Genomic DNA, 17,370 nt, shown 5'->3' with positions numbered 1-17,370 from the left:
TTCACCTCTCGTAAAGGGCGGCCAGAGTGCGCACGGTCAGCAAGGCCAGGCGGTTCTCGGCAGCGGGGGTGATGCCCAGCCGGTTGTGCAGCAGATGCGTGCAGCGCAACAGGATGTACGGAACGGCAGGGGCCGTGAGGCTTGCGGGCTCCAGTGCGCCGGCCAGGAAGGCCGCCGGTGATCCCAGGTCGGCCGGGTCGGGCAGGGCGGCGTCGAGGCCGGTCAGGCGGTCGCGCATGGTACGGATGGAGGACGACCAGGCTGCCGGCGGCCCTGAGACCGGCCGGTTCCACAGCCGCCGCGTCTGCCGCAGCAGGCCGTCGGCCTCGCTCCGGAAGACCTCTTCCACGTCAGGTGGCACGGGAGTGGCCCCGAGCCGGAGCGCGAAGGCCTGGGCCGCGACCTGCAAGTCTGGGACGCAGGCGGCAATAGTGAGGGTGTAGGCGGCCAGGCCGATCGCCGTCCGCCGCCCTTGATCGGGACCGGTGGCGAGGATCTCGCAGGCAAGACGGCTGGAGTCGGTGAAATGCTCCTCCACGGCCGCGATGCAGGCTCCCTCACCGTAGACGTGGTGCTCGGGCAGGTAGGCGATGAACTCCACCGAGTCGTTGGGGTACAGGCGGTCGTCGTGGTCGGCCCGGCGTTCGGCGTGGGCGAGGCGAGCCGCCAGCGCCTGGTAGTCGGCGGCAGGGAGGCCGCGCGCCGACGGATGCTCGGCGAAGTAGGCGTCGGCCCGCCGCCGGATCAGGCTGCGAATCCGCCCGGCGTCGGCGCCACCCTGCGGTTTAACCCTGAGCCGCAGATGGGGGCCACCTTCCCAGTAGCGCAGGAAGAAGAACCCGGCCAACTCCTCCCGCAGCTCCCCCTCCAGGGGCGCGATCACCTGCGCGATCAGGTTGTCGAGGGACCCCGCATGGAAAAGGTGGGCGCTGATCCAACCCGGCACCACCCCAGGTTCCACGGGAGTGGTCATGGGCGCTCACCCGTGGCGGTGAGCTGGAACATGTACTCGGTGACACGGGTCCCGTCGTCGCCGTAGCGGGGATTGTCCGCGAGATCGGGCAGCACCTCCTCCAGCACCACCAGATCGCCGGGGTCGCTCGCGGCACGAGCCAGGTCGAACAGCAGGAAGCAGTTGGCCACGTCCACGTACAGCGGCTTGCGTGCCTTGGTGAAAAACCCCTTCGCCCTGTCCGCGGGGATGACCCGGGCGAAGAACCGGCGCGGGATGCCGTGCTCGGCCAGCCAACGGGCGAACCGCACCAGATAGGCCGCCTCGCTCTCCCCCTTGCCAGGGGTGGGCAACTCTCCGGCGGGCAGCCGCCAGCGGGCGCGGGCCAGCGTGACCCGCCCAACCTCCAACCGCGGCCACCGCCACCCACCACTCTCACGCCCGCCGCCCAACCGCTGGCCGGGCTGCAGGGCCACGGGCGGCTCGCCGAAAACGCGTACCAGAAACGAGTACGCGGGAGGCAGCAGATAGGGAGCGAGCAGCCCCAGATGCATCGGACGTACCTCGGAACCGTCCGCATCGCGCAGCACGACCAGCTGACGCTCACCCTCGAAGCTGACCCGCAGCTCCGCCGGGGGCAGGGCGTCCAGGCTGTCGTCTGTGGTGAAGGGATAGTCGATCGCCCGCCCGACCGCCGGCCGCAGATTGAGACTGGTGCCGAACGCCCCCAGGCACTCGGCCACCTCGTGGTGGTCGATCTCGGAGATCTCGTGACGGTCAAGCACGGGGATCCCGTCGGTGGCCTGCGCCAGCAGGTGGTGCAGGCGGCCCAGCCCCCGGCCGTACCCGCAGGCGATGGTGTTGACCACCAGGCCCGGCCCCTGCGGCGTGGTCAGCGCCTGGCCGTAGCAGCAGATGGAGCGGGGCGCGCGGACGTGGCGCGGCCAACCGGCGGCGAGCTTGCGCACCAGCGCGGGATCGACCCGGATCACCCCCGACGGGTCCTCGCCTGCGGCCCGCAGCGTCCGCCACGTCTGGCGGCGCAGCTCGGCGAGGGCGGGCGGGCCGTCCCCCGAGTTCCCGCCCGGCGGCGGGTGCAGCAGGCCTCGCAGCTCGGCGGCCTGGTGGGCCTGCCGGTAGAACCTCAGGAACGGTACCGACGCGGACGGCCCGTATTTCTCCCGGAACAGAGCGGTGGCTGCCAGCTTGACCGGCAGGTCCATGTCCAGCAGCCCCAGCAGTTCGCGTACGACGTCCAGATCGTCGAAGACCGGCCGCCACCGCTCCTTGCCGCATCGGGTCACGCCGCCGATCAACAGGGTCGTCTCCGGACTCGGGGTGACGAGCCGCACCGGCTTCTCCCCGAGGTTGGGGGTGATGAGCCGCACCAGCCCCTCCCCCAAGCTCAGGCTTCGCGCCTGCTCGTCGATCTGCTGGGCCCGGTGGGCACGTTCGGCCGCACAGGTCAGATCGGGGTAAGTGGCCACCGCCTCGTCAAGCCGCCGCAGCGCGTCGGCGGCGGGGTGGTCGGCGGGCAGCCACGTGATCAGCTCGCCAAGGGGGTCGCCGGACTGGTCGGCGTAGGGACGCCGCCGTTCCAGCAGCCCCGCCTCCAGCAGGACCGCCACGAGCCGCGCCGCCTGCCCGTCGTGTCGGAAGCGAGCACGCAACGCCGGCTCGGTCGGGTACGTCGCGGTACGGACGGCGTCCAGCACGGCGCGTACGGCGTCGACGGCCGGCACGCTTCTGATCGGCTCGCTCGGACCGGCGCCCAGGAACCAGATCCGGCCCTCGTCCTCTGTCGCCGAGGGATTGACCCGCAGCCGTACCCGGTCGATCAGCTCGGGCCGGTCGGCGAGCGCCCGCCAGATCCGTTCGACGACGAACGGGTGCAGCTCGGCCACACCCCGACGTACCAGACGTTGAGCGGGAACCACCGCCGGTCCGTGCTCCGTCCAGTGGCCGAACCCGGCGGCGGTGAAGGTCGCGTACGGGCTGGTCTTGGCCGCCACCCGGGCGACATAGCGGGTCAGCCGCAGGAGCGTCTGCCGCCCAGGTACGGCGTCCGCCTGGCCGGCCAGCCACTTGTCCAGCTCGGCCGACAGCACCGGGCTGCTCTGGGCCAGGCCCTGGCGGAAGGCATCGGCGGCGACGACCTCGCGCAGCCGCGTCGTCTTCTCCCGCCGCTCCGCCGCCAGCACGCCGAGCAGCGCGCCCTCCAGCGCGTCGCGCCGCTCCAGATGGCCCAGCCACGCTGTGATCCGCTGGTCAAGGCCGTCCGGCAGCACCCGGAGCACCTCCTCCGATCGGGTACGAGCTTGCGGAGTACGCGTACTGAACAGCGCCCGGCGCAGCGCGACCAGCAGTGGCTTGAGGTCGGGCCGAGCGTTGTCGCCGATCACCTCGTGCAGTGCCTCGGACAGGGCCGCGCCCTCGCTCGCCACCATGGCCGAGGTATCCAGCAGTTCGTCGACGAGCGACCAGGTGCGGGTGAAGCGCAGGTCTTCCAGATCGCCGACCGCCATCCCCGCCACCCGCACCCCGAACACGGGCGAGAGAACCGAGCGAGCCTCGCCCTGGTCCGCGTGGCTGCTCTGGGGCATACGCATCACCTTTCGAGCCGTTCAAGCCGGTCGGACCGTTCAAGCCGATCGGACCGATCGGGCTTTCGAGACGTTCCCGACTTTCGCGACGGTGGAGCGGTGTGCCCGCGCCCTCGGGCTCGGGCACACCTGATCAGGACGTGATCTCGGTCAGATCTCGTCGGACGGGAGGGCCAGGCAGCTACCACCGCCGCAGAAACAGCCGAACGACGCGGCGTTCTCGGTCATGCCGTGGCCCGTGGTGAGGAACTCGATGGAGTCGGCGGGCAGCACCTCGATGCTGTCCACCACCAGACCGTCAAGGTCGAGCTGGATTTTGTCGGACATGGTTTTCCTTTCTCCCTTCATATGGGGGATGGATGGCACCCACGCTTGTCGTAGGTGTGGTGCCGTCGCCTGGGCCGACGCCGTCCACCGCCGGGGCGGGGAGACGCCGGATGAGCGACGGGCCTGTGGGGGGCCGGCCGAGCAGCAGGAAGCTCAACGCCTGCCGGCGACTGCTCGTCAGACCGAGTGCCGCCTCAGTGGCGGGGGTGGTGCCGTCGGAGTGGATGCGTGAGGTGAGACCGAGCGCGGCGGCGGCCAGCGTGGCTCGGTGGACGGCCAGGCCCATCTCGGCCTGCTGAAGGCGGTACCAGCGGTCGCCGAACCACCGGACGCCACCCAGCGGGTCGCCCACCGGAACGAGTACCGCCGCCGCACTCCGCAGACCGACGCGGGTGTTGGGCGCCAGCGGTCCGCCGGTGATCCGTGCGGCGGGCTCGGCGGCGATCCGTAGCAGGGCCCGCCGCTCGGCGTCGTAGTGGTAGGCCCCCACGGGCAGGCCCTGAACGCGCAGCGCGAGCACGTACAGCGTGATCGTCGGCGAGATGCTGGACAGGTCACCGGGGTAGGTGGCGGAGGCGGCGGCGAGGATCTGAGCGAGCGCATGGGGGCTGATCGGCTCGGGCCGGTATCCGACGATGGGCGAGGCCCGGTGGGGAATGCCGTCGGCGAGCCGTATGGGGGTGACGTTCGGCAGCGAGAACTGTGGTTCTCCTCCTGGCGTCGCGCTGGGCTCGGGATCGGCAGGGCGGCCATCGCAGGCCGAGACGGTGGTCCGAGTGGCGGCGTGTAGAGCGGCCAGGCAGGGCAGCCGGTCGTTGATCGGCGGCGCGTCCACGGGCCGGGGGGCGAGAGGCGGGGAGTGGGCGGGCCGGAAGGCGAGATCATCGGCTGGGGCCCAACGCGAGGAGTGGGCGGTGTCGGCCTGCCGTACCGGCTCATGGGGGGTGCCTGTGAGAGTGAGCACGGCCAGCACGCTCTCCGCGGCGGTGTCCAGACCGAGTAGCCGGTCGGCCGCGGCGTCGTCGAACAGCAGATGGACCGATGCCCCCAGGCTCAGCTTCTCGGCCAGCGCGAGGGCCTGGGCGGCCAGGGCCCCGATCTCCTGACATTGCAGGCGATAGGCGAAATCGCCGTACTTGAAGCCGGTACGCCAGAAGACGGCGGACAGCACGAGCACCAGGTCGGGCGGCTCGGGCGGGGGCGCGGCGAGCAGGCCGGTGAGTGCCTGGCGGTGGTCGCCGGGGTGCAGCGTCTCCAGGGTGTGATGCACCGGGTCGTAGTGGAACAAGCCGCTGGGCAGACCGGGACCGCCCGCGGCGAGGTAGCCCTCGATCGGATAGAGCCCGCCACCAGAGGGCGCCGGACGGCCCAGGGTGATCCTCGGCGCTCCCTCGACCGGCTGCCCCTGCTCGTCGACCGGATGAACCCAGTCGACGCGGACCAGGCCGAGCAGGTCGCGCAGCAGTTCGCCGACCGGGCCGGAGGGCAGTGGGAGGCGGGTGGCACCGAAATAGCGTTTGTACCGCGCCGGGGCGGCGCTCCAGTCGGCCGGGCCTGGCGCGCGACCCCGCAGGGCCTCCAGATAGGTGCGGATCGCCGCGCCCGCCGCGTCCATGGCGGTAGTCATGGGAACGGGTGGGGGTCGGGGTTGAGCTCGCCGGGGCACAGGTCGCGCTCCCGATGGCCGAGCAGCCGAGGCAGCGACAGCAGACGGGGCAGGCCATGGGTACGGCGGAAGCGGTGGCCGAAGGTCATCGACGCGGTGCCGGGCACCAGCACCTTCGCGCAGGCGAAGCCGCCCGCGCGCTGCTCGGGACCGGTGGTGTCGACGGCGATCACGTCCAGCCCGGTCGCCAGATAGCGGCCGACCAACTCGGCCAGGTCACCGGCCAGGTCGTCCCTGGCGGGCCAGGTCTTTCCGGCGATCGGCAGATGCGGGCCGTAGGTGGGCGGGAGGTCTCGGGCGGGCTTTCGAGCGATCGGCAGGCGCGGCCCGTCGGCGGTCAGGAACGCCAGCCGACGGAAGGCGTCGGGATGCCCGTAGAGCAGGGCGTGGTCGTCCATTTCGCGTACTCGGTCGGGCGCGGCCAGCAAGCACGCGGCCTGCTCGGTGTCGTAGCGGCGGGTCAGGCCCTCGATGCCGGGGCCGAGTTCGGCCAGCGCCGAGGCCAGGGCATGCTCGGGGTCGGGGTGGGCGGCGGCTCCGCACATCGTGTACGGCCGACTGGGGCCGCCGACCCGGTCCACGGCCATCGTCCAGAAGGCCGGTACGCCCTGCTCCAGGGTGATGTCGAAGGCCATCACCTCGTAACCGAGTTGGTGGCGGATCCGGGCGGCGCTCATCGGGATGCTCCGGTCCGCGGCCGAGTCCAGGTCCACTCGCGGGGCGGGCAGGCGGGTGTACCAGGTGGTCAGGAACGCGTCCCGTTCGGCGACCTCCAGCAGGCCGTGGAATACCGCTTCGGCCAGGCAGCCGCCGATCGCGCATCCATTGGAACACTCGTAGGCGAATCCAGGATCGCCCTCGGGCCGTGGGCCGTAGTAGGCGTAACTCTCCGGTACGAGGAGCGGCTCGGCTCGGGCGAAGGAGTAGCCCCACACCCAGGCTGTCGGCCGTACCGGGTCGAAGCGGACGAAGGGGAAGTCCGGCCGGCCGTACCAATCGTCCGGGTACAGGCCCAGCGTGCGCGGGTCCAGGGCACGATCGGCCACCTCCGCGTATGGGGCGTGGACGGCGGTGCGTCGGCCCCGGGGACGCAGGCCCGCGTGACGTTCGAGCGCCTCGGCCATCGCGGTGAGCCGCGCCGAGGTGAAGTCGCGCGACCGGCCGTAGCCGTGATTGCTGTCGTGGCGGGCGATGGCCGGACGCAAGTGGGCGACCGCCGTGGCGCTGCCAAGCGCCGTCCCCGTTGCCAGGGATTGGATCAGGCCGGTCTCGGCGTCCACGTACAGACGCTCCAGCTCCGCCTGACGCCCGGTCAGGCTCCGTAGCCGGAAGACGTACGGGTCGGATTTGGGTGACGGGCCGAGGGCCGGGACGCGAGGGCGATCCGCCGGCAGGTCGGCGCAGTCCGGACAGAGCGGGTCGGGCAGCAGGGGATGCCGGGTGAGCAGCGCGGTCTCGATGGAGATCCGCACCAGCGCCCGATCGGTACGCGCGGAGGCCGGATCGCGGTGCAACCGGTCGGCTTCGGCCGCCACCAGCGCCCCGACTGCGGCAGCCAGCAGGGGCGTCACCAAAGCGCAGGGCCGGGCGACCAACTCCTGACCGTACTGCTCTCGCAGCGCGCGCCGGGCCCTCGCGTCCGCCCGGTTGCTCGCGCGGCGGCGCTCGGCGCAGAGGGGGCAGCCTGGTCGCGGCGGCCGGGCTGCCGGGCCGATCAGCACCCAGCCGGTGTCTGTCCGTACGGGCAGCCAGGGAACACGCGCGGCGAGGGCCTGCCGGTAGACGCGCTGGTAGTGGCGCGTGTCGTCGGCATCGTGGGCCGTCACGAGCACGTCCGGCGTGCCGATGTCGTATGTGGCCTCTGTCAGTGGAGCGCCCGGCAGCGGAGCATCAGGCAGTTGGACGTCCGACAGCCAGGTATCCGTCGATGGAGCATCCGTCGACCGGGCGCCGGTGAGAGGGGTGTGGTTGGGGATGGGCGGCTGCGGCAGCGCCGACGCGATGGCGTCGCGCAGGCGGCCGGACCCCAGCAGAGCCACTCGCAGCGGCGCAGGGCGGCGCTCCCCTGTCGGCAGGTGGCCGGCCAGTGCGGGGCTGTGATCGCCATTCGGCTCCGGGCCAGCCAGAACGAGCCTTGGCTCTCCGGTGGGCACCGAATCGGCAAGAGCGTCAGTCATCACACAACACCACTCGCACCACGTACGGCAGCAGTTCGGCCGCGGCCGCGTCGTGGTGCATCGGCACCACCACCGGCACGTGCCCGGCCGCCTGCAGCGCCTCCGCGATGAGCTTCCACTCCGGCGGCTCCTCGCCCGCCCACCACGACGGCACCGGGTCGGCGTAGGCCGGTTGGCGCGCGGTGCGCGCCTGCCAGGCCAGCAGCGCGCGCTCGACCGCGTCCCGCAACGCCGGCACCGGTGTGGTGGCGCAGGCCACTGAGATCGCGGATCCGTAGGCCACCGCATAGGCGGGGATCTGGAGCACGCCGGTGAGGTCGCGGATCTCGAGTCGCTCCCCCGCGGTCCGCAGCAGTGCGAGCAGCTGGGCGGCCTCGGCGTCCGCGACATCCTCCGGCGATACGCGAGCACCGGCCCTGGCATCGGTGTCCGGCATCGAGCACGGCCCAGCCAGGGCCTGGGTACTCAGCAGCAGCACCTCGGCATGCGAACGCAGCCCAGCCACCAGCGCGGCCGACCATGACAGTCCCGCGCCCACCCCGATCGGTGGCCGGCCGGGTTGCCACCCGGCGGCGGTGAAGGAGGGCGCAGGTACCCGGCGCGGGCGGCCGGTGAGCGGCTCGAGGCCCCACATCTCAGCGTTCTCGGAGGTCAGGACGCCGTACGTCGCACAGGCGGCCAGCAGGGCGCGCACCCGCGCGGTTCGCCGATCCCGGCCCCAGCCGACAACCCGCGGCGCGGGCGCCCAGCTGGGCAAGATCCGGCGCGGGTCGGATACGACGGCTCGGCACACCGACACCGGGACCTGGACCAGGTCTTCCTCATCCAAGGTCCCCAGCAACCCGGTGCGGGGGTCCACATATCGCGTCGCCCGTTCGAGCAACTCCTCCGGCGAAATCGGCTCGGCCGCCTGGAGCCGCTCGACCGTCGCCCGCAGTCCGTCAGCACCGTCCCGTACGTCGAGCGTCGGACCCACCCGGGCTGCACCGTCCCGTACATCAGGCACCGCGCGCATCCCGTCAACACCGAACCGACGCACGTCGGGCGTCGGACCCACCCTGGCCTCGCGGTACGGAACAGCGGACGTCCATGGCACCACGCGATGACGGCGCATCTCCAGCGTGTGCAGGTCCACCCGGGTCGCCGTCGCGTGCCCCTGCTGCCCCTCCGCCAGGCCGGTCAGGCGTGCGAAGCACGACAGTGCCGGCTGCGCGGCCAGCACCGCCAGGACCGGACCGGCGAGCAGGTCTGTGCCGTCGTCGTGCTCATCGTGGTACGGCAGACCGCCCAGACGGAGCCAGCACGATACGGCCGAGGCCGCTGGGCCGGGGCCGACAATCCATGCCTCGGTGGGGCGGAGCAGGATCTGGCCCAGCGAAACGTCCGCCGGGCACGCCTGAGCCGTCGCGAGCAGGTCGGCCGTCTCCGTACCAATCTGAAAGCCCACGTCGGCGTCGGCCCACAGCGGTTGGGCGGTGTCCACGCGTACCCGCTGCGCCTCGTCCCGCCGAGCCCGTGCCGCGGCCTGCTCCAGCTTCGCGACCCCCTCGGCAGGGGCCGCCACGCGGACCTGCCGCCAGCCCGAGACCAGGCCCGCTTCCAGCAGGGCGAGCAGCACCGGGCCGTGCCCGGCCAGGGTGACGCGCGCCTCGCGCAGCCGCTCGAACCGCCGCTCGGCCGAGCCCAGACGGTAGCGGATGAAGGCGATCTCGGCGGCGTAGATCCGCCGCTCACACTCGCTCAGGCCGTGCGGCTCCTCATCCGCCGCGTCGACGACGAATCCCTGACCGGCCAGCGTCTCGACCAGGCGCACGACCATCAGACGGCGGTCGGCGGGAAGCGCGGCGGTCAGCTCGGTCAGGCTGTGTTCGCCGGTCAGGTAGGGGGCGAGCTTCTTGAGCAGTTCGTACGCCTGTGCGCCCTTCAGCGTGCATGCCCCGTGGTCGGCATGGATGTACGCGCCCTCGTCAGAGGGCACGTAGCGGACGTCGTCCCGCAGCCGTGGTCGCACGCCATCTCCTGATGCCCATCAACTTTGCCCATGCAAAGAGTAATCTACTGACTACTTATAGTCATCAGTTGAGGTCATGGAGTATCCGGCGGACCTAAAGAGCAGGCGTCAGGCGTCCAGCCCCTTGCGTAACAACGCCCACGCCCGTGCGGCGGCGACTCGCCGGGCAGGTGCCGGCCGCTGGACGAGGGCCGCCGCGAGCATGCCGACGGCCATGACCAGGTCCTCAGGGGTGAGGTCCGGACGGATCCGCCCAGCGCGCTGGGCTTCGGCGAGCTTGTCCGTCAGCAAATCCGCCACGCGGTCGCGCACCGCGATAAGGCGGGGGTCCGCGGGGGGCACGCGCACCATGTCGATGAACGCGGTCGAGGCGATGGCCTGCTCGGTGATCAGAGCCAGTACGTCGTCGAGCGTGGCGCCCGGTTCGGCGGCCAGCGCCTCCAGCGCGGTCACCCCCTCCTCGAACACGGCGAGCGCGAGGCTGACGCGATCGGGGAAGTGCCGGTACAGGCTGCCCTGGCCCACGCCGGCCGTGCGGGCGACCATGCTGAGCGGCGCGTCGTAGCCCGCGGTGGCGAACACATCGCGGGCCGCCGCGATCAGCGCCGCGCGGTTCCCGGCCGCGGCGCCGGGTCCTCTGTTCATCCGGCGTACGTCAGGCATAGCAGCAACGATAGCAACCGGACATCAGAGTCCGAATGTTCGACTTCATGCACTCGCCCCCTCGACACATATCAGGCCCAACGATTACGTTGTCACCGGACACGATTGTCCGGTTATGTCCTGCCGCCGCTTGCCTTATCGAAAGGACCATCTCTTTGAGCACCTTTGACAACAAGGTCGCCCTGGTCACCGGAGCGGGCTCCGGGATCGGCCGGGCCATGGCGGTCGCCTTCGTCAAGGCCGGCGCCCGCGTCGTGGCCTGCGACATCGACTCCGGCAGCGCCGAGCGGACCGCCGCCGACCTCGGCGACGCGGCGATCGGCGTGGCGGCCGACATCTCCGACGAGGCCTCGGTGGCCGCGCTGGTCGAGAGCGCGATCAGCGCGTACGGGCACATCGACGTGCTGTGCAACAACGCCGGGATCATGGACACCATGGCGTTGCCCGCCGACATCCCGCTCTCACTGTGGGAGCGGGTGCTGCGCGTCAACCTGACCGGCACGTTCCTGGTCACGCACGCGGTGCTGCCGTACATGCTGAGCCAGAACAGCGGCGCGATCGTCAACACCGCTTCCGAGGCCGGCATCCGCGGCGGCACGGCCGGGGCCGCCTACACCGCCTCCAAGCATGGCGTGGTCGGCCTGACCAAGAGCGTGGCATGGGCGTACGCCAAGAGCGGCATCCGCTGCAACGCCATCCTGCCCGGCCCCACCATGACCGGCATCGCCACGAACACCACCTTCGACCCGGCCGGCGCCGCCCGTCTCGGCCCCGTGCTCGCCCTCGGTGAGAGCATGGCCCAGCCGGAGCAGATGGCCGACGCCGCCCTCTTCCTCGCCTCCGACGCGGCCTCGTTCATCAACGGCGCGATCGTCCCGGTGGACGGCGGCTGGTCGGCCGGCTGAGCGAGCGCCGGTCAGGACGTCTTCGGATTCAGGGCGGCGGGAGGAGGATCTCGGCCCGCCGCAGCCATGGTCGACGTGCGGATCAGAAGGCGGGTAGTGGGCGCGGGCGCTCGCTCAGCGTCGTGCGGATCCGGCTGCAGGAGCCGTCGAGATGGGCGGTGAGCGCGGCCAGCGCGGCGTCGACGTCGCCCGAGCGGACGACGTCCCTCAGGCCGACATGATCGTCGGCGACGCCGGCCAGGTCCCGGCCGGTGTTGGTGATCTCCATCACCGCCGCGAACAGCGGCCGGTGCAGCGCCCAGGTGGCGGTGAGCCAGCGGTTGCCGCCGAGCGTGTAGAACCCGCTGTGGAAGTCGAGGTCGGCGGCGGCGAACTTGGCGGGATCGGCGGGATCGGCCGCGAACCGCATTTCGTCGAGCGCCTCGTCGATCGGGCCCCAGTCGGCGGTCTCAAGGCGGACGATCGTCTCCCGGATGGCCAGGCTCTCCAGGGCGCCGCGCAGCGAGTAAAGCTCCAGGAGGTCTTTGTCGGACAGGCCGCGGACGAAGACGCCCCGCTTGCGCGTCTCGACCAACCCTTCGATCTCCAGCTGGCGCAGCGCGTCGCGGACCGGCCCGCGGCTCACCCCGAAGCGCTCCGCGATCCTGCCTTCGACCAGATGCGTGCCCACACCCAGCTCGCCGCGCACGATGAGCGAGCGGAGCTGGACGAGCAGCTGATCTCCGAGCGGGGGATTGCGCAACGGATTGATGATCGTCACCGGCTCTCCTCCCATATTGTCCACCCGGACGGAGACTATCGTTGCTTGCCGTAGACGGTAAATGTTAGCCGTTGACGGTTAACTGTATCCGCCGTCTATCGCCCGTAGGCTGCCGCCCCGGCCGCTCAGCGTGATCATGATCGCGCCGAAGACCGCGGTGACGGCGAACACGGTGAAGCCCCAGCTCTGCGCATGGTTGGCCAACAGGACACCACCGAGCCAGGGCCCTAAGACCGCGCCGAAGCGGCCCATCCCGGCGGTCCAGCCCAGGGCGGTGGCCCGGCCCTCCGTGGGGAAGAGCCGATCATGAGGTTGCCGCGGCCACGCGGGGCGTACTCGACGACCATCGCGATCGCGATCGGCAGCAGGCCGCCGAGGCCGAGTCCGGCCAGGAGACGGCCGAAGCCGAACACCCCGAGCGACGGCGCGACGGCGCAGACACCCGACGCGATCGAGAACAGCGCGCAGCATCCGGCGATGACCTTCTTGCGGCCCGCCCAGTCGGTGACGGTGCCCGCCGCGAGCGCGCCGACGAGCATCCCGAAGGTGGCGTAGCTGCCGATCTCGCCGCCCCTCGCGGGGGTCAGTCCCAGGGTGGGGTCGTCGAGCATCTTGGGCAGTACGGCGCCGTACATGAACATGTCGAGCCCGTCGAAGAGCACGACCATCCAGCACAAGCCGATCACCAGGGCGACGAGCCTGGTGGGCCGCCCCGAGGCGACGGCCGGTGGTGTTGGGGACATCTGGTTCCTCTCGGAGGTTCCTGGGGGGGTAGGAGTGCCGCCGACCGTAACTCGCGACAATCTTGTTGGCAATATGGCTAACAATATTGTTGACAATATTGTCGCCCTAGATTTAGCCTCATCAAGCACTCACAGAGAAGGGCGAGCGATGCCGTACGAAGACGGCCCGATCAGCGGCGAACAGGCGAAACTGCGCGCTCTGGCGGCGTTGCGCGAGGCCATCACGCGGGGGGACGTGGCGCCCGCCCAGCGCCTGGTCGAGCACGAGCTCGCGGAGCGGTTCGGCGTGACCCGAGGCGGCATCCGGGCCGCGCTGATCGACCTGACCGCCGAGGGGCTGGTCGAGCGCATCCCCAACCGGGGTGCCCGGGTCCGGGTGGTCACCCTCGAGGAGGCGGTCGCCATCACCGAATGCCGGATGGTCCTGGAGGGGCTGTGCGCGGCCAAGGCGGCGGCGCAGGCCACCGACGAGCAGCTGGCCGAGCTCGCGGCCATGGGCGAGGCGATGGCCAAGGCGGTCGCCGACGGCGAGCCGCTGACGTACTCGGCGCTCAACCACGAGCTGCACACCTACATCCGCGACATCTCCGAGCAGCAAGTGGCGGTCGAGTTGCTGGAACGGCTCAACGCCCAGCTGGTCCGGCACCGTTTCCAGCTGGCCCTGCGTCCCGGCCGGCCGCAGAAGTCCCTCAACGAGCACCTGGCGCTGATCGAGGCGATCCGCGCCCACGACCCGGCGGCGGCCCAGGAGGCCGCGCACGCCCACCTGGCCAGCGTCATCGCGGCCCTGCGCGAATAGCGCCGTCCGGCGGCGCGAAGCCGGCCGGCCAGCAGGCCCGCAGCCGACCCCTACCCCGAGGAGAGCGATCATGACCGACGACGCGAGCCCGGCGGCCGCGGCGCAGTCCACACCGGCGGCACAGTCCACCCTGGTGGTCAGCGCGCATGCCGGCGACTTCGTCTGGCGGGCGGGCGGGGCGATCGCCCTGGCCGCCGCGCGGGGCGAGAAGGTGACCATCGTGTGCCTGTCCTTCGGCGAACGCGGTGAGTCCGCGAAAGCCTGGCGCGAGGGCAGATCCCTCGAAGAGATCAAGCGGCTGCGGCGGGCCGAGGCCGAGCAGGCCGCCGCGACCCTGGGGGCGGACATCCGGTTCCTGGACGCCGGTGACTACCCGCTGCGGGAGACGCCCGAGCTCACGGACGAGCTCGTACGCCTCTACCGGGAGGTGACGCCGACCGTGGTGCTCACGCACCCGCTGGAGGATCCGTACAACGGCGACCACCCCGCAGCGGCCCGGATGGCGCTGCAGGCCCGGATCCTGGCGCAGGCGATCGGCTACCCGGGGCCGGGTGAGCCGCTCGGCGCGCCGCCGGTGTTCTTCTTCGAGCCCCACCAGCCGGAGATGTGCGATTTCACCCCGCAGGTGCTGCTCGACATCACCGAGGTCTTCGACACCAAGCGCAAGGCGATGGAGTGCCTTCCCGCCCAGCGGCATCTGTGGGACTACTACACCGACCTGGCCACGCGCCGGGGCGTACAGCTCAAGCGCAACGCCGGTCCGAATCTGGGACTGCCCCACACCACGTACGGCGAGGCGTACATGCGCCCCTTCCCCCAGGTGACGGGGGTCCTGGCATGACCGGGGTGATCGTCACCGACCCGCCCAGGGCCGACGCCGCCGACGTGGCCGCGCTGGCGCGCTTCGGCGTGGCCACCGTGCACGAGGCCCTGGGCCGTACGGGAAGCCTCGGTCCCGGGCTGCGGCCCATCCAGCAGGGCGTACGGGTCGGCGGCACGGCGGTCACCGTCCTGTGCCGGCCCGGCGACAACCTCATGATCCACGCGGCGGTCGAGCAGTGCCGCGAGGGCGACCTGCTGGTGGTCACAACGACCTCGCCGTCCACCGACGGGCTGTTCGGGGAGCTGTTCGCCACGGCGCTGCGGCGGCGCGGCGTGCGCGGGCTGGTGATCGACGCCGGTGTACGGGACACCGCGGAGCTGCGCGCGATGGGGTTCCCTGTCTGGTCGGCGGCCGTCTGCGCGCAGGGCACGGTCAAGGCCAGCGCGGGGTCGGTCAACGTGCCCGTGGTGGTCGGCGGCCAGGTGATCAGGCCCGGCGACGCGATACTCGCCGACGACGACGGGGTGCTGCGCGTCCCCCGTGACCTCGTCGCCACGGCCGTGAAGGCGGCGGCGGCGCGGACGGCGAAGGAGGAGGCCACGCGCGCGGCCTTCGCCGAGGGCGAGCTCGGCCTCGACCGGTACGGCCTGCGCGAGACGCTGTCCCGGCTGGGCGTGCGCTACGTGACGGCCGAGGAGTACGGACGCGAGGAGACGGCCACATGACGGCCGAGCAGCGCGCGGGGCGCGGCCGCATGACGTCCGAGACGTACGGGCGCGAGGGGGTGGCTACGTGACCTCCGGCGAACGCGACGGTGACGGGGACCGCGAGCGCGGCCTGCGGTGCGCGCTGATGCGCGGCGGCACCTCCAAGGGCGCCTATTTCCTCGCCGAGGACCTGCCCGCGGACCGGGCGGCCCGCGACGACCTGCTGCTGCGCGTCATGGGCAGCCCCGACCCGCGCCAGATCGACGGCCTGGGCGGCGCGCACCCGCTGACCAGCAAGGTGGCCGTCGTCTCCCGCTCCGGCGACGACGCCGCGGACGTCGACTACCTCTTCCTGCAGACGGGTGTCGAGACCGCCGAGGTATCCGACCGGCAGAACTGCGGCAACCTTCTCGCCGGGGTGGGCCCGTTCGCCGTCGAGCGCGGGCTGGTCCCGGCCGGCGACGGCGAGACAACCGTGCGGATCCGGATGCTCAACACCGGTGAGCTGGCCACGGCGACCTTCCCGACCCCGGGCCGGGTGGTGAGCTACGAGGGTTCGACGGAGATCTCCGGCGTGCCGGGCACCGCCGCCGCCATCGTGATCGAGTTCACCGGAGGCACGGCCGGCCGGCCGCTGCTGCCGACCGGCCGTGCCCGCGACAAGGTGGCCGGCGTCGAGGTGACATGCGTGGACAACGGCATGCCGGTGGTCCTCGCGCGGGCGGCCGACCTCGGCATCACGGGCTACGAGAGCCCGGCCGAGCTGGAGGGCGACGCCGCGCTCGCCGCCCGGCTGCGCGAGATACGCCTCGCGGCGGGGAAGCTGATGGGCCTCGGCGACGTACGCGACACGACCGTGCCCAAGCTGACCCTGCTCGCGCCGCCCCGCGACGGCGGCGCCGTCTGCACCCGGATGTTCATCCCGGTCCGCTGCCACACCGCCATCGGCGTGCTCAGCGCCGCGAGCGTCGCCGCCGGGCTGCTGCTCGCCGACGGCATCGGCCACGACCTGGCCGTACTCGCCGGTGCCGGGGATCGGCTGAGCGCCGAGCATCCGCTCGCCGGAGCCGGAGATCGGCTGCGCATCGAGCATCCGACGGGGTTCCTCGACGTCGAGACCGTCGTCGAACAGGGGCCGTCCGGCTCCCCCCACGCGGTGCGCACGGCCGTCGTCCGCACCGCCCGCAAGATCTTCGACGGCACGGTCCACCCACGCCCGTCCGACTCCTAGAGAGGCTCTGCTATGGCCCCGCCGCTGGGGGACATCGCCCATCTCGGCCATGTCCGGCTCCTCACCCCCGACCCCGACCGCAGCCTGTGGTTCTTCATCCAGATGCTCGGCATGACCGAGAGCGGTCGTTCCGGCGACTCCGTCCACCTGCGTACCTGGGACGACTACGAACACCACAGCCTGACGCTCACCGCCCACTCCACCTCCGGCATCAGCCGTACGGCGCTGCGGGCCTCGAGCGAGGAGGCGTTGAACGCGCGGGTCAAGGCTCTGGAGAACGCCGGCCTGACCGGCGCGTGGGTGGAGGACGAGCCCGGGATCGGCCCCCTGTACGTCACCCACGACCCCGACGGGCACGAGATCGCCCTTTACTGGGAGAGCGAGTGGTATCAGGCGCCCCCCGAGCTGCGCCCCGGGCTCAAGAACCAGCCGCAGGCCAAGCCCGGCCAGGGTGTCGGCGTACGGCGGCTCGACCACGTCAACTTCCTCGCCGCCGACGTCGCCCCCAACGCCGACTTCACCCACCGGCTGCTCGGGGCCAGGCCCACCGAGCAGATCGTCCTCAATTCCGGCAGGCTCAGCGCGCAGTGGCTGACCTTCACCAACAAGTCGTACGACCTGGTCTACACCGAGGACTGGTCGGGCTCGCATGGGCGTCTGCACCACGTCGCGTTCGCCACTGACAGCCGCGAGGACATCCTGCGCGCCGCCGACCTGTGCCTCGACAACGGCGTCCACATCGAGACGGGACCGCACAAGCACGCGATCCAGCAGACGTTCTTCCTGTACGTCTACGAGCCCGGCGGCAACCGGATCGAGCTGTGCAACCCGCTCACCCGCCTGGTGCTGGCCCCGGACTGGCCGCTGATCACCTGGACGGAGGAGGAACGGGCCAAGGGACAGGCCTGGGGGCTGAAGACCATCGACTCCTTCCACACGCACGGCACCCCGCCCCTCGCCTGAGACGTCCTCGAAGGGCTAGAGGGCTCACGCCCCATGCGCC

General features: G+C 71.7%; 16 protein-coding genes. 6 read left to right on the top strand and 10 right to left on the bottom strand.

The genetic code is table 11. The features are described from left to right. Position 1: 1 nt before the first annotated feature. The 7 genes from AB0L53_RS50730 to AB0L53_RS50700 form a co-directional block, all read right to left on the bottom strand. Positions 2 to 973: a lantibiotic dehydratase C-terminal domain-containing protein gene (locus AB0L53_RS50730; RefSeq protein WP_364011484.1), complete on the bottom strand. Its 972-nt coding sequence runs from the start codon at positions 971 to 973 to the stop codon at positions 2 to 4. Beyond that, positions 970 to 3,555: a lantibiotic dehydratase gene (locus tag AB0L53_RS50725; protein WP_364011481.1), complete on the bottom strand. Its 2,586-nt coding sequence runs from the start codon at positions 3,553 to 3,555 to the stop codon at positions 970 to 972. Before AB0L53_RS50725 ends, AB0L53_RS50730 begins: the two co-directional genes overlap by 4 nt. A 150-nt stretch (positions 3,556 to 3,705) precedes the next feature. After that, entirely contained in the window at positions 3,706 to 3,882 is a 177-nt protein-coding gene (locus AB0L53_RS50720; RefSeq protein ID WP_357952127.1) for a thiomuracin/GE37468 family thiazolyl RiPP peptide, read from the bottom strand. Continuing rightward, positions 3,854 to 5,509: a SagB family peptide dehydrogenase gene (locus tag AB0L53_RS50715; RefSeq protein WP_364011477.1), complete on the bottom strand. Its 1,656-nt coding sequence runs from the start codon at positions 5,507 to 5,509 to the stop codon at positions 3,854 to 3,856. The genes AB0L53_RS50720 and AB0L53_RS50715 overlap by 29 nt, the downstream gene beginning before the upstream one ends. Next, complete coding sequence (locus AB0L53_RS50710) at positions 5,506 to 7,725, bottom strand: TOMM precursor leader peptide-binding protein (protein WP_364011475.1); 2,220 nt, start codon at positions 7,723 to 7,725, stop codon at positions 5,506 to 5,508. The genes AB0L53_RS50715 and AB0L53_RS50710 overlap by 4 nt, the downstream gene beginning before the upstream one ends. Further along, positions 7,718 to 9,736 carry a hypothetical protein gene (locus AB0L53_RS50705; protein WP_364011472.1) on the bottom strand — a complete coding sequence of 673 codons (2,019 nt, stop codon included), beginning with the start codon at positions 9,734 to 9,736 and terminating at the stop codon, positions 7,718 to 7,720. Before AB0L53_RS50705 ends, AB0L53_RS50710 begins: the two co-directional genes overlap by 8 nt. A 108-nt stretch (positions 9,737 to 9,844) precedes the next feature. Then, complete coding sequence (locus tag AB0L53_RS50700; protein ID WP_357952123.1) at positions 9,845 to 10,399, bottom strand: helix-turn-helix domain-containing protein; 555 nt, start codon at positions 10,397 to 10,399, stop codon at positions 9,845 to 9,847. 155 nt (positions 10,400 to 10,554) lie between these two features. On the opposite strand from AB0L53_RS50700, the gene AB0L53_RS50695 reads away from it, so the two are divergent. Further along, on the top strand, positions 10,555 to 11,304 hold the full coding sequence (locus AB0L53_RS50695) for a glucose 1-dehydrogenase (RefSeq protein ID WP_364011468.1): 750 nt from the start codon (positions 10,555 to 10,557) through the stop codon (positions 11,302 to 11,304). Positions 11,305 to 11,386: 82 nt separating this feature from the next. Here the strand turns inward: AB0L53_RS50695 and AB0L53_RS50690 are convergent, their stop codons facing one another. The 3 genes from AB0L53_RS50690 to AB0L53_RS50680 form a co-directional block, all read right to left on the bottom strand. Continuing rightward, positions 11,387 to 12,064, bottom strand: a complete 678-nt coding sequence (locus AB0L53_RS50690) for a GntR family transcriptional regulator (RefSeq protein ID WP_364011465.1) — start codon at positions 12,062 to 12,064, stop codon at positions 11,387 to 11,389. A 78-nt stretch (positions 12,065 to 12,142) separates the two neighbouring features. Beyond that, on the bottom strand, positions 12,143 to 12,268 hold the full coding sequence (locus tag AB0L53_RS50685) for a hypothetical protein (RefSeq protein WP_364011463.1): 126 nt from the start codon (positions 12,266 to 12,268) through the stop codon (positions 12,143 to 12,145). Positions 12,269 to 12,291: 23 nt separating this feature from the next. After that, a complete protein-coding gene (locus AB0L53_RS50680; protein ID WP_364011461.1) occupies positions 12,292 to 12,807 on the bottom strand; it encodes an MFS transporter in 516 nt (171 codons plus the stop codon). A gap of 148 nt (positions 12,808 to 12,955) precedes the next feature. On the opposite strand from AB0L53_RS50680, the gene AB0L53_RS50675 reads away from it, so the two are divergent. The 5 genes from AB0L53_RS50675 (at position 12,956) to AB0L53_RS50655 (ending at position 17,330) form a co-directional block, all read left to right on the top strand. Then, the gene (locus AB0L53_RS50675) at positions 12,956 to 13,606 is read left to right on the top strand and encodes a GntR family transcriptional regulator (protein WP_364011458.1); all 651 of its coding nucleotides are present in this window, start codon (positions 12,956 to 12,958) and stop codon (positions 13,604 to 13,606) included. A 70-nt stretch (positions 13,607 to 13,676) separates the two neighbouring features. Further along, positions 13,677 to 14,447, top strand: coding sequence for a PIG-L deacetylase family protein (locus tag AB0L53_RS50670; RefSeq protein WP_364011456.1), 771 nt, complete (start codon positions 13,677 to 13,679; stop codon positions 14,445 to 14,447). Beyond that, positions 14,444 to 15,154: a 4-carboxy-4-hydroxy-2-oxoadipate aldolase/oxaloacetate decarboxylase gene (locus tag AB0L53_RS50665; protein WP_364011453.1), complete on the top strand. Its 711-nt coding sequence runs from the start codon at positions 14,444 to 14,446 to the stop codon at positions 15,152 to 15,154. Before AB0L53_RS50670 ends, AB0L53_RS50665 begins: the two co-directional genes overlap by 4 nt. Positions 15,155 to 15,221: 67 nt before the next feature. Then, the gene (locus AB0L53_RS50660) at positions 15,222 to 16,367 is read left to right on the top strand and encodes a 4-oxalomesaconate tautomerase (protein WP_364011450.1); all 1,146 of its coding nucleotides are present in this window, start codon (positions 15,222 to 15,224) and stop codon (positions 16,365 to 16,367) included. Positions 16,368 to 16,379: 12 nt separating this feature from the next. After that, positions 16,380 to 17,330: a catechol 2,3-dioxygenase gene (locus AB0L53_RS50655; protein ID WP_364011447.1), complete on the top strand. Its 951-nt coding sequence runs from the start codon at positions 16,380 to 16,382 to the stop codon at positions 17,328 to 17,330. Positions 17,331 to 17,370 lie beyond the last annotated feature (40 nt).

Source organism: Nonomuraea sp. NPDC052129, from assembly GCF_040680095.1.
In the GTDB taxonomy this organism is placed as follows: Bacteria; Actinomycetota; Actinomycetes; order Streptosporangiales; family Streptosporangiaceae; genus Nonomuraea.
This window is presented reverse-complemented; position numbering and strand designations above follow the sequence as displayed.

What these genes read in the sequence shown, in the direction of transcription:
- AB0L53_RS50730 (WP_364011484.1), bottom strand. Translation starts at nt 973, where the DNA reads ATGACCACTCCCGTGGAACCTGGGGTGGTGCCGGGTTGGATCAGCGCC.
- AB0L53_RS50725 (WP_364011481.1), bottom strand. Translation starts at nt 3,555, where the DNA reads ATGCCCCAGAGCAGCCACGCGGACCAGGGCGAGGCTCGCTCGGTTCTC.
- AB0L53_RS50720 (WP_357952127.1), bottom strand. Translation starts at nt 3,882, where the DNA reads ATGTCCGACAAAATCCAGCTCGACCTTGACGGTCTGGTGGTGGACAGC.
- AB0L53_RS50715 (WP_364011477.1), bottom strand. Translation starts at nt 5,509, where the DNA reads ATGACTACCGCCATGGACGCGGCGGGCGCGGCGATCCGCACCTATCTG.
- AB0L53_RS50710 (WP_364011475.1), bottom strand. Translation starts at nt 7,725, where the DNA reads ATGACTGACGCTCTTGCCGATTCGGTGCCCACCGGAGAGCCAAGGCTC.
- AB0L53_RS50700 (WP_357952123.1), bottom strand. Translation starts at nt 10,399, where the DNA reads ATGCCTGACGTACGCCGGATGAACAGAGGACCCGGCGCCGCGGCCGGG.
- AB0L53_RS50680 (WP_364011461.1), bottom strand. Translation starts at nt 12,807, where the DNA reads ATGTCCCCAACACCACCGGCCGTCGCCTCGGGGCGGCCCACCAGGCTC.
- AB0L53_RS50675 (WP_364011458.1), top strand. Translation starts at nt 12,956, where the DNA reads ATGCCGTACGAAGACGGCCCGATCAGCGGCGAACAGGCGAAACTGCGC.
- AB0L53_RS50670 (WP_364011456.1), top strand. Translation starts at nt 13,677, where the DNA reads ATGACCGACGACGCGAGCCCGGCGGCCGCGGCGCAGTCCACACCGGCG.
- AB0L53_RS50665 (WP_364011453.1), top strand. Translation starts at nt 14,444, where the DNA reads ATGACCGGGGTGATCGTCACCGACCCGCCCAGGGCCGACGCCGCCGAC.
- AB0L53_RS50655 (WP_364011447.1), top strand. Translation starts at nt 16,380, where the DNA reads ATGGCCCCGCCGCTGGGGGACATCGCCCATCTCGGCCATGTCCGGCTC.